Here is a 12,756-nt window from a genome sequence, read left to right as displayed (position 1 = left end):
ATGCCGAACACCTCGTGGTAGCGAGAGCGCCGGCTAGCGGATTCGTACTGTTAGGAGAGTGCGTGGGACCGGATTTGAACCGGCGGACCTCTACAGGACAGCGCCCTCAACGCTGCGCCGTTGGCCTAGCTTGGCTACCCACGCTCGCGTGTTCTTGCTGCATTCCTTCGTTGCCGTCGGGCCAGTAAAAGGGCTTCCCTTTCCCCTCGGGCGACGGCGCTATCCGAGGGGGCCGACCTCCGGGTCCGCCCGTGCCGTCGCCACACGTTTAATCCCCTCCGGGCCGACGGTCCGGTATGGACTTCCGTGCTGCCGTTCGAGACCACACCCTCGGTACCGCGGCGGTGCTCTCAACCGCCGCGGTCGCGCTGGTGTTCGCCGCCGCGTTGCGAGTCGTCCCCGCCGAAGCGCTGCCGCGTGCGCCCTCGGTGATCATCGACGCCATCCCGCACGTGAACGCCGCCGTCAGCGCTGTCGCGTTCGTTCTGATTATCGTCGGCGTCCGCGCCATCCGCGACGGGAACATCGACCGCCACCGGAAGCTGATGGGGTCGGCGTTCGGCCTGTTCGTCGTGTTCCTCGTCGGCTACCTCTACCGAGTCGCCCTGATCGGCCCGACGGAGTTCCCCGGATCGGGGCTGATCGAGACGGTCTACTTTGCCATCCTCGGCATCCACATCACGCTCGCGGTGCTCTCCGTGCCGCTGCTGTTCTACACGCTGTTGCTGGCCTGGAGCCACCCCGTGAGCGAGATCCCGGCGACGAACCACCGGAAGGTCGGGAAAGTCGCGGCGCCGCTGTGGGCGATCTCGTTCGCCCTCGGCGTCGTGGTGTACCTGATGGTGTACGTGGTCGGCTAACTACACCCACTGCGGTTCTGACCGGACCGCCCCACAGTCCGGACACACGACGACTGCCTCTCCGTCGCTCCCGCCCGGCGCCGCCTGCATCTCCTCTCGCTCACACTCCGGACAACCCCGCGTCCGGTGGTCGGCGTCACAATCTGGGCAGCCGAGCATCACCTCGCCGTCCTGCCACTTCGGGGAGAGCCCGCGGTGGCCACAGTTCGGACAGTCGAGCGGGACGCGCAGTTCACTCGCTTTCGGTGCACCGAGAGCCAGCACTACCGCCGGCGAGTCACCGTCGTTCAAACCGGTCTGGTACTCGCCGGGTGCGAACCTGACTGCCGCACCAGCGTCGACGACGACCGGGTCCGCGAGCGTCTCGAAGCGCACCGTCCCGTCGAGGACGACGAACACCTCCTCCTGGCTCAGGTGGGTGTGGAGCCCGCCCGGGAGGCCCTCGTCCGCCGGGAGTCGGTACCGATTGATCGCCACGTCGGTCGTGTCGAGGGCGTCCGAGAGTGACTGCCGAGTGGCGTCCTCCTCCGGCGAGAACGTCTGCATGCGCCATCGGTCTGTTCGACAGGACAAACGTCTTGTGCCGGCTCAGTTTGTCAGCCGGGGAGCCGCCCGCCGAATCAGTCGTCGGCGACGACCGCGTCGATATCCGGTCGCGTCACGTCCCGGTCCGTCTCCTCGTCGTCGATGTCGTACGGGTACTCTCCGGTGACACAGCCCAGACAGAGGTCCACGCGCGACTCCCCCAGCACCTCGGCGACGCCGTCGACCGAGAGATACGACAGCGTGTCGGCGCCGACGGTCTCGCGGATCCCGTCGGCGTCCTGGCCCGCCGCGATCAGCTCGTCGCGGGAGGCCATGTCGATCCCCATGTAGCAGGGGGCCACGATCTGTGGCGCGCCGATGCGGAGGTGGACCTCGGCGGCGCCGGCCTCCTCCAGGAGGGAGACCAACTGCGTCGACGTCGTCCCGCGGACGATGCTGTCGTCGATGAGCGTGACCGACTTCCCCTCGACCGTCGAGCGGATCGGGTTGAGCTTGAGGCGGACTGCCTGCTCGCGCTGGTCCTGGGTCGGCATGATGAACGTCCGGCCGACGTAGCGGTTCTTCATCATCCCCTCCGCGAACTCCGGGGCGTCGTCGCCCAGTTCCTCGGCCGCTGCCTCCGCGTAGCCGCCCGCGAACGCGCGTCCGGAGTCGGGGACGGGCATCACGACGTCGCTCTCGACGCCCGACTCCGCCCAGAGACGGGCTCCGAGATCGCGGCGCGTGTCGTACACGAGCTCCTCGTCGATCACCGAGTCGGGCCGCGCGAAGTAGACGTGTTCGAAGAAGCAGTGGGCGGTGTTCTCCTCCTCGAGCAGCTGGTAGCTCTCGTAGCCGGTGCCGTCGGGGTCGAGCAGGACGAGCTCGCCCGGCTTCACGTCCCGGATGAGTTCGCCCCCGAGGGTGTCGATCGCCGCCGACTCCGAGGCGAGCACGTAGCCGTCGTCGAGTTTGCCGAGACAGAGCGGGCGGTTCCCCTGCGGGTCACGGATGCCCAGCACGGTCTCGTCGTGCATCACCGTCAGCGCGTAGGAGCCGTGGATGCGGTCCATCGTGCGCTTGACCGCGCGCACGAGATCCGAATCGAGCAGGTTCCGGGCGAGGTCGTGGGCGATCACCTCGGTGTCGCCGTCGGAGGTGAACGCGTGCCCCTCGCCGGCCAGTTCCTCGCGGATTTCGCCCGCGTTGACCAGGTTCCCGTTGTGTGAGAGCGCCAGCGACCCCGAGCGGAAGGAGACGGTAAACGGCTGGGCGCAGGCTTTGTCGACGCTCCCGGCGGTCGGGTAGCGGACGTGCCCGACGCCGGTCGCCCCCTGGAGGCCGTCGAGGTCGTCCTCCGTGAACGCCTCGCCGACCAGCCCCATCTCGACGTGGTCGTGCTGTTGGAACCCGTCGTGGGTGACGATCCCCGCGGACTCCTGGCCCCGGTGCTGGAGCGCGTACAGCCCGTAGTAGCATGGGCGGGCGGCCCCGCGGTCTTCGAGTGCGACGCCGACGACGCCGCATTTGTCTCGCATCCCGTCCTCGCCGGCCGGCCTCCCAGCCGAACCCTCGTGCATACCTGTCGGTCCGGGTTCGGGAACCAAAAACCCCCGCTATCGTGCTACATACTCGCCGTCACTTCCAAAGAGTATGCACTATCGTGGATAGCCACCCGTACACGACGCTGTCGCTGTGGGTGTCGTCGACGACGAAGGCACGGAGAGCGCTGTCGCTAGCGAAGTAGAGAACGGCCGCAGAGAGATCCGTTAGTTGTCGCCGCTTTTCGACTGCCACGCGTAGTCGCGTCGCTTCGCGGACTTCCCGAAGCCACACGACGAGCAGACCTTCTTCTTGGTGTGGTAGGATTTCTCGCCGCAGCGACGGCACTTCGTGTGGGTCGTGTTGTTCTTCTTCCCCTGGCTCGGTGTTCCTGCGCCGGTCATAGAGTTACCGAAACGACGTTGTCCCCACGGATAATCGTTGTGTTGTCCACTTCCTCGACGTCGAGTTCGCCCAGCACGGCCTCGTTCGCGTCGGCGCTTTCGAGCACGACGTTCATGTGCTGATCGTAGCCCGAGAGCGTCCCGTAGAAGGACTCGCCGTCCTTCAGATGGACCGTCACCGGCTCCGAGAGCGACTCCTCGAGCACGTCGAGCGGGCGTCCACTCATGGTCACTCAAACCCCGGTGCCGGAAATAAACGTACCGAACCGCCGACGCCGTGCCAGTCGGTCGCTTCGCCTACTCGATGGTGCCGACGGCTTCGGCAGCGTAGCCGAAGATGTCGTCGTACCCCTCCGCCGAGAGCAACACGGGGTAGAACGGCTCGTCGGCGGTCAGCGCCTCGCCGTCGGCGAGTGCGAACCGCTCGCCGGCCTCGACGCGCTCGAAGTTCGGCACGACAACGTCGTACTCCCGGCCCGGCGGCTTGGCGATCGGGCCGTCCAGGCGGAACACCTGCACCTCGTCGCGGCCGGGCTGGGCGAGTCGGTCGTCCGATACCGGCACCGACAGCGCGTTGGTCGCCGAGAGGAACGACCGTGTGAGCCAGTAGGCGTTGTCGGCGGCCTCGTCGGTCCCCTGGAGCCCACACTCCAGTTCGATCGTGTGGGCGTGTTCGATCAGCCGGCCGTCGGTGTGGTTGTCCGTCTCGATCAGCACGTCGACGGGCAACAACGGCGCGAGCGAGCGCGCGATTTCGTCGACGGTGTCGATGACCCCGATCGGCTCGGCGTAGGACTGCGTGGAGTGCAGCGCCAGCACCGTACAGCCCTGTACCTCGCGGGCGAGTTCGTGTGCCAGCCGCGACTCGTGGGTGTCGCCGTCCGGATCGCCCGGGAACGCGCGGTTGAGGTCCTCCTCCAGGAACCGCTCGCCGGCCTCGAGCGCTTCTTCGTTGGCGATGATCAGCTTCACCGGCCGCTCGACCGCTGGGTCGTCGGCGACGAGGCGCTTGACCGCCTCGACGCCGCAGGGCTCGTCCCCGTGGATCCCGGCGACGACGGCCAGTTCGGGCTGTCCCTCGCCCAACTGGTGGATCTGCATACACTCCGAGACGGGACGAACGGGCAAGAAGGGCTCGCCTCCGGACTGCGTCGCCGGCAGCGATCGAGCGGCCGTCAGTCGACCAGCTCGCCGGTTCGCGCGAGCGCTGCCGCGAGCAGTTCGACCGTCGCTGTCAGATCGCTGCGATGGGCGGTCTCGACCGGCGAGTGGTGGTAGCGAACCGGCACCGAGAGCGCTCCCGACAGCACGGCGCCGCCGGCGTTCTGCAGTGCGCCGGTGTCGGTGCCGATGTTCCAGGCCACCTCCCGCTGGTGTTCGACGCCCTCGTCCTCGGCCACATCCGTCAGCCAGTCGACGACCATCGGCGTCGGGATCACGGAGGCGTCCTTGCGCTTGATGCCGACGCCGTCGCCGAGCGTCGTGATCGTCTCGGCCTCGTCGACGCCCGGCACGCTCCGTTCGAGTGTGCCGTCGAGCGCGATCACGAGGTCAGGGTCGAACTGGTCGTCGGTCGCGATCGCGCGGGCGCCGCGGAGGCCGACCTCCTCCTGCACCGTGGCACAGAAGTGGACCGTCGCGTCGGGTTCGGCGACCCGTGCGGCCGCGAGCAGCGCGTACACGCCCGCACGGTCGTCGAGCGCCTTCCCGGTCACGCAGTCGCCGAGCACGCGCGGCTCGGTGTCGAGCGTGATCACGTCACCGACGGCGACCGCGTCGGCGGCGGCGTCGCCGTCGAGTCCCAGATCCACCGCGAGATCGTCGACCCCTCGACGTCGTCCTCGTCGCGGGTGTGGGCCGGTTCGGCGCCGATGACGCCCGGCAGTTCGCCGCCCTCGGTGTGCACGGTCACAGGCTGGGCCCGCAGGATCTGCGCGTTCCAGCCGCCCAGCGAGTCGAGTTTCAGGAAGCCGTCGTCGGTGACGGCTGCGACCATGAAGCCGATCTCGTCCATGTGCGCGGCGACGACGACCTCGCGGTCGCTCTCACCGTCGACCGTCCCCACGACGTTCCCCATCGCGTCCGTCTGGAGTCGGTCGACGTGGGGGGCCAGCGCCTCCCGGACCACCTCACGGACGCCGTCCTCGTAGCCCACCGGGCCGGCGGCCGCGGAGAGATCGAACAGCAGCTCGCGGTCGTGCATACCCGAGACTCTCCCGGCGCGGGCAAAGGCGCTCCGGTCGGGGCGACCCTCGCCGGCTCAGGGGAGCCGGGCGAACCGCCAGAGGGCGGCGTTCCGGACGAACCCGAGTCGCTCGTAGAACCCCGCCCGGGCGGCGGTCGCACAGACGACGACGCGATCGGCCGGCAGCGGGCAGCGGTCGACGACCGCACGGACCAGCGCCGAGCCAACGCCCGCTCCCTGTGCCGCGGGAATGACGCCGACGTGGGTCAGCCGCGCCACCGGATCGTCGGCGTCACCGTGGACGTACCAGCCCGCTGCGCCCACTGGCTCGCCGTCACGGAACGCGAGCAGCTCCTGCCCGCCGAGTTCGCTCGCGACTGCGGCCGCGTACGCGACGCCGTCGCGGTCGCGCCCCACCGACTCGTGGACGAGGCCTGCGGCGTCGCTGCCGTGAGGTCGGATTTCGAGCCGGAGGCCGTCCGGGATTGCGGGCGCGTCGACGCCGTGCCCGACCAGCGCCCAGTAGTCCTCCCGTTCGTACCCACGCGATCTGGCTAGCGGTGCGAGCCGGGCGGCCGTCTCGGCGTCGACGCCCGCGACGATACGGTGAGGGAGGCCGTGACGGTCGAACAGCGCGTTGAGCCGGCCGAAGAGCGCCCGGGCGGCCTGGTCTCGCGCGGGCGCCGGCGGGGCGTCGACGCGCGGCAGGCGCGCGTCGAGGAGCTGGGTCGCCGCCGCGCGGTTCTCGTGGGCCGGGTCGTGGACGAACGTCCCGAAGCGTGTCTCGGTCACGTCGGCGAGCACGCGCCGCTTAGCGTTTTCGGCGGCCGCGACGCGGTCGGGCGCCAGCACGTTACCCCAGCCCCGCGGCGTACTCGTAGTCGGCCGGGTAGGCGTCGGGGGTGTGGTCGTCGATGGCGATGCGCCAGCCGTCGATCAACTGAGGTTCGAAGATGGCGACGAGCAGGCGGCGCCGGACTGCGGCCACGTCGACGCCGTAGAAGTCGTCCGGGACGCCCTGGAGATACCCCAGCGCGGTCGAGAACAACGAGCGCATCCCGGCGTCGCCGGCGTCGGCGCCGCGGCCGCAGTCGGCGGCGTGTTTGTGCGTGCCGGCGGCGACCTGCTGCATCCCGTGGCAGAACGCCGACTCCGCGGTGCCGCGGCCGTAGTTGTACCACTCGAACTTGAAGCAGTCGTAGCTCTCGGTGTAGGCGCCGTCGTTGTACAACCGAACGCCGTGTTCGGCGGCCCGGCGGAGCGTCGCGTGCTCCCAGCGGCGATCATCGCGCCACCCGGTTGGATCCCCAACGGCGGTGCGACGCCGGGGTCGCGGGTGTGCTCGTCCATCGTCGACCGGTAGAACGGGCGGGGGTGTGAAACTATCGCCGGGCCGAGCAGGCGGCGAGTGTGAAACTATCGCCGGGCCGAGCAGGCGGCGAGTGTGAACCCAGGCCCGGGCCCGCGGGGAGTCAGCCCGAATCGGTGGCTTAAACCGCGATGGGCCGTTTCCCCAGACTGCGTGCGAGGGTAGCCAAGCTGGGAAACGGCGGCGGACTCAAGATCCGCTCCTGTAGAGGTCCGAGGGTTCAAATCCCTTCCCTCGCATGTCGGTGCGCAACCACGCACCCATGCGGGAGGGCGCTCACAGAGCGTTCTTCCCTCGCAACACTTAGACTCGAACAGCGGCGCCACCGGGCGTCGACGCCCTACTCGATCTCCCCGGCCGACGGCTTGCCACACAGCGTAAACCGAGTGAGCCGCAGGATCGACAGCGTCTCGAAGGGGTAGGACTCCTGGCGAACCTCCTCGGGGACGAAGCCCGCGTCGCGCACCAGCTCCTCGACCGCTTCGTAGCCGGCGAGCGACGAGACGAGCAGCAGCGCCTGTCCGCCGGGTGCGAGCACGCGCCCGAGGTCGTCGAGGAACGGCTCGATCAGTTCGCGGCCGCTCTCGCCGCCCGACAGCGCCTGCTCCATCCAGTCGTCCCACTCGTTCTCCGGATCGGTCGGGAGGTAGGGGGGTTGAACAGCACCGTCTCGAAGCTCCCGTCGGCGAACGCGTCCAAGAGGTTCGTCCGGACCGTCTCGATGCCGCGCTCTCGGGCCTGCCGACAGGCGTGGGGGTTCACGTCGGCGGCGACGACCTGCGGCACGTGCGGGGCGACCTGTTCGGCGACCCAGCCCGAGCCGGTGCCGACCTCCAGTGTCCGCCCGCGGGCGTACTCCTCGGCGGCGTCGGCGAGTAGCCCCGAGTCCTCCGCGGGCTGGTACACTTTCGTCTCCTGCCCGCGACGGTCCGCGAGCGTGGTCGCGGTCGATTCGGTCTCCTCGGAGTCGTTCGCGGTCATTGTGCCCCCGTGTCGTCGTCGCCGGCGCCGTCCGTGGCGGCGTCCGCACGTTCCACCCGGTCCGAGTCGTCGCTCCCATCGTCGCCGTCGTCGGCCACTTCGTTCGCGCCGGCGGAGACAGCGAAGTTCCCCGTCTCCGGTCGCCCGGAGAGTTCGCGCTGCGGGAACGGGATCTTGATGCCCTCGGCGGCGAACGCCTGCTTGACCGCGGCGATGACCTCCGTCCGGGCCTTCCACATCTTCCTGGCGCTGGGGTTGTCGATGTAGTAGCGGAGCCGGAGCACGACACTCGAGCCGCCGAACTCCGCGAGCACGACGTTGGGGTCCGGGCGCTCCATCGGCGTCTCGGTGTCCGCCATCGCCTCGGCGGCGACGTCCATCGCGTGCTCCACGTCGGTGTCGTAGTCGACGCCCACGTCGGTTTCGAGGCGCAGCCGACCCTTCCGCGTGCGGTTTCGCACTTCCGTGTCCGTGACGATGTCGTTGGGGATCATCACGTACTCCTCGTCGAACGTGCGGATCTGGGTGTTGAACACGCTGATGTCGGTGACGATCCCCTCCTCCTCGCCGATGACGACCCAGTCGCCCAGGTCGAACGGTCGCGAGAACAGCACGACGAACCCCGCGAGCACCGCGCCGAGAGTCTGCCGAGCCGCGAGGCCGATCACGACACCGGCGGCCCCGGCCCCGAGCAGCAGTTGGCCCGGATCGACGTTCCAGATCCCCAGCACGACCAACACGGCCATCCCGAAGATCAACAGCTGGACGAGGTGGTGGGCGACCTCCTGTTGGTGGTCGGTGATGGCGCCGCGCTCCTTCGAGAGTCGACGGATACTGTTCTTGGTGAACCGTGTCAGCAGGTACGCGGCGACGAAGATGACGCCGCTCAAGACGATCGCGACGACCTGTTGGCGGGACGGGTCGATCTGATCGAACCCCTGCTTGAGCAGCCAGCCAGCCCGCCAGACCGCCACCAGAACCATCGCCGTCCCCGCGCTCGCGAGCGCGACGACCGTCGCTTGCGCGGACTCCGCGACGGTGTCGCCGACGTGCTGTTTCAGTCGGCTTCCGAGCCGGCGAACGCCGACGCTGATGCCAGCGAACAGCGCCAGCACGAGCACCGTCGCCAGGATCCGGGCCCCCGTCGACATCGTCGCGGCCCAGATCAGTTCGCGGATGGGGTTCGTGGCCATTCAGCCACCTCTCTCGACGCCGGGATCGACCTGCCGGGCCAGCGCCGCCAGTTCGGCGAACTCGGCGGGCGACACGGTTCCCGCGCGCCGACTCATCAGGGACTCCTCGGCCGCGTCGACGACCGCGTCCGGATCCGCGAGCCCGGAGATGTGGGCGGTGTTCCGGACCGCGTTGCGCATCGTCTTCCGGCGCTGGGTGAACAGCGCCTTCACGAACCGGAGGAAAAAGGCCTCGTCGGCGACCTCGTACTCGGGCGCACGCGGCGTGCAGCGCACGACGGCGCTGTCGACCCGCGGCCGGGGATCGAACGCGTCGGCCGGCACGTGCTCGACGATCTCCACGTCGGCGTAGTGTTGGGCCGACACCGAAAGCCGGCCGTAGTCGTCCTCGCCCGGCTCGGCGACCATGCGCTCGGCGAACTCCTGCTGGAACATCAACACCAGCGGCCGCTTCCGGGGAAGGAGGTCGAACGCGATCTCCGAGGAGGCGCCGTAGGGGAGGTTCGACACCGAGGCAGAGAACTCCGGAAGCTCGACCTCCAGCGCGTCGCCCGCGACCACGGTCAGCTCGCCGGCGTCGACGGCGTCGGCGAACTCCTGGCGCAAGAACGCGACGAGATCCGGGTCGCGCTCCACCACGGTCACCTCGCCGTCGTCGGGAGCGGCTGCGAGCAGTCGGTCGGTGAGTGCTCCCGTGCCGCCGCCGATCTCCAGCACGTGGCTGCGGTCGGCAGACTCGGGGAGGTAGCTCGGGAGCCGGTCGAGCACCCGATCGTCGACGAGGAAGTGTTGGTCGAACTCCGGGTTCCCCCGCTTGGCACGGCGGATGAGGGCGTCGGGGTCCCGCAGGTCGTCGGGCCCAGTCATTACCCGCGATAGCGCGCCACCGGCGTTAAAAGCCCCGCTCCGGCCTCGTTCGATCTGTCCGGCGACTGTCAGTGCGGGGCGGGACGGCTACTCGTCGCCGACGAACGCGCGGTACTTCACGTCCTCGGTGAGCTCTTCGATGATCCGTTCGACGACGACGCCCTTCGCGTCGTGGAGCCCGGAGATACGCTCTTCGAGGTCCTCGAAGCTCTCGAAGGGGCCCTGGCGCTTGCGGCTCTCGAGGATGTCGTCCCGGAGCTTGTCGCCGATCCCGGGCAGGACGTTGAGCTGGTGGAGCCGCAGGGTCAGGGGCTGGGCGTCGTTGAAGTAGTCGAGGAAGCGCTGTGGGTGGCGGTCGACGATCTCCTCGATGACGTAGTCGAGCTCCTGTTCGGCGCCCCTGGAGAGGTCACCGTGGTCGATCTCGCGGTAGCGATCGACCAGGTCACGGTCGGCGTCGGGCGCGACGACGATCCGGTCGCCGATGCTCACGTCGGCGCCGTCGACGAGGGTGAGTTCGAACAGGTCGAACTGCTCCTCGCCGACCGCGTAGGCGATCTCGGGTTTCTGGTGCTGTGGCCGGTCGTCGTCGGGGCGACCGTAGGGGAGGTGGTCGAGCACGACCGCGTGCTCGACCGCTGTGTCCTCGGCCGGTTCCTCGGCCGTGTCGGACTCTTCTGCATCGCTCATGCCCCTGATAAGTCACCGCGACGGATAAACTGTTGCCCGGTGTGAGGCCGGGTCCGCGAGAAGTTAGGCGTACTCCGCGACGATGTCGAGGATCGCGTCGAGCTCGTCGCCGGAGAGCGAGTAGCGCTCCTGGGCGTACACCGTCCGGAGCTCGTCGCGGTCGCGAGGGAGCAGATCCGCGATCTTGTGGGCGGTCGGGTTGTCGACCTTGTCGAGCTCCTTGAGTCGCTCGACCAGCTCGCGGGACTCCTCGGCGTCGAGCAGCGCGAACCGGTTCACGTGCTCGATGGCGCGTGCGAGCTCGTAGCGGAGCTCACGGTCGTCCTCGGCCGCGCGCTGTTCCTCGACGTCTTGGAGCTCCTCTTTGACCTCCGCGGCCGTGAGGTACTCCTCGTCGAGCTTCTCTTTGAAGATCGTCATTACTCCTCCTGTGCGCGAAGGTGGGCGGCGCTGGCGATGATCGTCTTCTCCTTCCCGCCGTCGGTGATCTGGACCTTGAACGCGTCGCCCTGCGTACCGATGACCTCGCCGGTGTGGCCGCTGAAGCGGGCGTGGAACCGCCCGTCCTCGACCGAGGGGTCGAGCACGAGGTGGACCTTCTGGCCCTCGTCGTACTCGGCGATGGCGCGCTGGGGCGGCGACGTGCCGCGGTCTCGGGGGTGGTTGGACAGCTTGTTGCGAGTGCCAGTGTTGGGCCCGTTGGAGCTAGGCATGGTCTTGTCGTCGCGTACTCGCGGTCGGTGTATAAACGATGCGTTCTCGGGTCGAGTTTCCGACCGGCCGCACCGGCCGAGACCCCACCCCACCGATCCGGAAGCGGAACTATGACGCCCCCGCCGCTCGACACGCCGGTATGAACGACGACCGCGGCGACGACGAGCGCATCGAGACCCGGGCCATCCACGCCGGCCAGGAACCCGAAGCCGAGAGCGGTGCGCTGATGACGCCGATCTACGCCAACTCGACGTACAAACAGGACGCGCCCGGCGACCACCGCGGCTACGAGTACTCCCGCACGGGCAACCCCACACGGACCGACCTCGAAGCGAACCTCGCCGCGCTGGAGGGCGGGGAGTTCGGTCGCGCCTTCTCCTCCGGGATGGGCTCGATCAACACCGTCCTGAACCTGCTCGAGTCTGGCGACCACGTCGTCGCAGGCGACGACGTGTACGGCGGCACCCACCGCATCTTCACCCAGGTGTACGAGGATTACGACCTGGAGTTCGACTTCGTCGACACCACCGACCACGAGGCCGTTCGCGAGGCGATGACCGAGGACACCGAACTCCTCTGGGTCGAGACGCCGACGAACCCCTGATGAACGTCAACGACATCGACGCGCTGACCGACATCGCCGACGAGTACGACGCGCTCTCGGCGGTCGACAACACGTTCGCGACGCCGATGCTCCAGCGCCCGCTCGAACACGGCGCCGACATCGTCTCCCACTCGCTGACGAAGTACCTCGGCGGCCACTCCGACGTGGTCGGCGGCGCGCTGATCGTCGACGACGCCGAGCTCGACGAGCGCATCGGCTTCTACCAGAACTCCGTCGGCGCGACGCCGTCGCCGTTCGACTGCTTCCTCGTCCTCCGCGGGACGAAGACCCTCCCAGTCCGGATGGACCGCCACTGCGAGAACGCAAACGAACTGGCGGGCTGGCTGCAGGACCACGACGCCGTCGACCGCGTCTACTACCCTGGCCTGGAGAGTCACCCGGACCACGAACTGGCGAGCGAGCAGATGGACGACTTCGGCGGGATGCTCAGCTTCGAACTCGACGGCACGCTGGAGCAGGCCGAGACGGTCGTCTCCGAGACCGACGTGTTCACGCTCGCCGAGAGCCTCGGCGGCGTCGAGAGCCTGATCGAGCAGCCGGCAACGATGACCCACGCCGCGATCCCGAAAGAAGAGCGCGAGGCGGCGGGGCTGAAGGACGGGCTGATCCGGGTGAGCGTCGGCGTCGAGCACGTCGACGACCTGAAGGGCGATCTGGAGCAGGCGTTCGAGGCGGCGCTTGAGTAATCGGGCTGCGGGTGGATTTGTAGAACTACCGACCGCGAACGAGCGAAGCAAGTGAGTGGGCCAAGAGCCGATCAGAGAGGGACGGCTTTGCCGTCTCTCAGGTCCTGCGAGCGAC

Annotated in this window: 12 protein-coding genes, 2 tRNA genes and 4 pseudogenes; 3 read left to right on the top strand and 15 right to left on the bottom strand. The window is 68.7% G+C overall.

The window, feature by feature from the left end; translation table 11 throughout:
* Positions 1-59: 59 nt before the first annotated feature.
* Positions 60-144: transfer RNA gene (locus SY89_RS10835), tRNA-Leu, on the bottom strand.
* A 152-nt stretch (positions 145-296) separates the two neighbouring features.
* Between SY89_RS10835 and SY89_RS10830 the strand changes: the two genes are divergently transcribed.
* Positions 297-860 carry a DUF420 domain-containing protein gene (locus tag SY89_RS10830; RefSeq protein WP_054584223.1) on the top strand — a complete coding sequence of 188 codons (564 nt, stop codon included), beginning with the start codon at positions 297-299 and terminating at the stop codon, positions 858-860.
* Here SY89_RS10830 and SY89_RS10825 read toward each other — a convergent pair whose 3' ends face one another.
* From SY89_RS10825 to SY89_RS10790, 8 genes and pseudogenes are all read right to left on the bottom strand, one after another.
* Positions 861-1,406: a cupin domain-containing protein gene (locus SY89_RS10825; RefSeq protein ID WP_080506678.1), complete on the bottom strand. Its 546-nt coding sequence runs from the start codon at positions 1,404-1,406 to the stop codon at positions 861-863. It abuts the gene before it with no gap.
* A 74-nt stretch (positions 1,407-1,480) separates the two neighbouring features.
* Positions 1,481-2,923 carry an amidophosphoribosyltransferase gene (gene purF / locus SY89_RS10820; RefSeq protein ID WP_054584710.1) on the bottom strand — a complete coding sequence of 481 codons (1,443 nt, stop codon included), beginning with the start codon at positions 2,921-2,923 and terminating at the stop codon, positions 1,481-1,483.
* Positions 2,924-3,154: 231 nt separating this feature from the next.
* Entirely contained in the window at positions 3,155-3,331 is a 177-nt protein-coding gene (locus tag SY89_RS10815) for a 50S ribosomal protein L37e (protein WP_054584222.1), read from the bottom strand.
* Positions 3,328-3,558, bottom strand: coding sequence for an LSM domain-containing protein (locus SY89_RS10810; protein WP_054584221.1), 231 nt, complete (start codon positions 3,556-3,558; stop codon positions 3,328-3,330). Before SY89_RS10810 ends, SY89_RS10815 begins: the two co-directional genes overlap by 4 nt.
* A 70-nt stretch (positions 3,559-3,628) precedes the next feature.
* Positions 3,629-4,432: a M14 family metallopeptidase gene (locus SY89_RS10805; protein ID WP_054584220.1), complete on the bottom strand. Its 804-nt coding sequence runs from the start codon at positions 4,430-4,432 to the stop codon at positions 3,629-3,631.
* A 74-nt stretch (positions 4,433-4,506) separates the two neighbouring features.
* Positions 4,507-5,534: pseudogene (locus SY89_RS10800) on the bottom strand (M42 family metallopeptidase).
* A 57-nt stretch (positions 5,535-5,591) separates the two neighbouring features.
* A complete protein-coding gene (locus tag SY89_RS17745; RefSeq protein WP_054584219.1) occupies positions 5,592-6,368 on the bottom strand; it encodes a GNAT family N-acetyltransferase in 777 nt (258 codons plus the stop codon).
* Between the two features lies 1 nt (position 6,369).
* Positions 6,370-6,866 (bottom strand): annotated as a pseudogene (locus SY89_RS10790) (DUF309 domain-containing protein).
* A gap of 174 nt (positions 6,867-7,040) precedes the next feature.
* On the opposite strand from SY89_RS10790, the gene SY89_RS10785 reads away from it, so the two are divergent.
* Positions 7,041-7,124 (top strand) — tRNA-Leu (locus tag SY89_RS10785).
* Positions 7,125-7,225: 101 nt separating this feature from the next.
* On the opposite strand, the pseudogene SY89_RS10780 reads toward SY89_RS10785, so the two are convergent.
* The 6 genes and pseudogenes from SY89_RS10780 to SY89_RS10755 form a co-directional block, all read right to left on the bottom strand.
* A pseudogene (locus tag SY89_RS10780) lies at positions 7,226-7,866 on the bottom strand (HemK2/MTQ2 family protein methyltransferase).
* Positions 7,863-9,059 (bottom strand): mechanosensitive ion channel family protein, encoded by a 1,197-nt coding sequence (locus SY89_RS10775; RefSeq protein ID WP_054584218.1) that lies wholly within the window; start codon positions 9,057-9,059, stop codon positions 7,863-7,865. The pseudogene SY89_RS10780 and the gene SY89_RS10775 overlap by 4 nt, the downstream one beginning before the upstream one ends.
* A complete protein-coding gene (locus SY89_RS10770) occupies positions 9,060-9,908 on the bottom strand; it encodes a 16S ribosomal RNA methyltransferase A (protein WP_054584709.1) in 849 nt (282 codons plus the stop codon). It abuts the gene before it with no gap.
* A 105-nt stretch (positions 9,909-10,013) separates the two neighbouring features.
* The gene (locus tag SY89_RS10765) at positions 10,014-10,616 is read right to left on the bottom strand and encodes a DUF655 domain-containing protein (protein ID WP_054584217.1); all 603 of its coding nucleotides are present in this window, start codon (positions 10,614-10,616) and stop codon (positions 10,014-10,016) included.
* A gap of 63 nt (positions 10,617-10,679) precedes the next feature.
* A complete protein-coding gene (locus SY89_RS10760; RefSeq protein WP_054584216.1) occupies positions 10,680-11,036 on the bottom strand; it encodes an RNA polymerase Rpb4 family protein in 357 nt (118 codons plus the stop codon).
* On the bottom strand, positions 11,036-11,329 hold the full coding sequence (locus SY89_RS10755) for a 50S ribosomal protein L21e (protein ID WP_054584215.1): 294 nt from the start codon (positions 11,327-11,329) through the stop codon (positions 11,036-11,038). The genes SY89_RS10760 and SY89_RS10755 overlap by 1 nt, the downstream gene beginning before the upstream one ends.
* A 140-nt stretch (positions 11,330-11,469) precedes the next feature.
* Between SY89_RS10755 and SY89_RS10750 the strand changes: the two are divergent.
* A pseudogene (locus tag SY89_RS10750) lies at positions 11,470-12,641 on the top strand (cystathionine gamma-synthase).
* Positions 12,642-12,756: the final 115 nt, after the last annotated feature.

It is taken from the genome of Halolamina pelagica, from assembly GCF_001307315.1.
Lineage (GTDB): Archaea > Halobacteriota > Halobacteria > Halobacteriales > Haloferacaceae > Halolamina > Halolamina pelagica_B.
The sequence above is the reverse complement of the archived record's forward strand: the minus strand, read 5'-3'. Positions and strand labels throughout refer to the sequence as shown.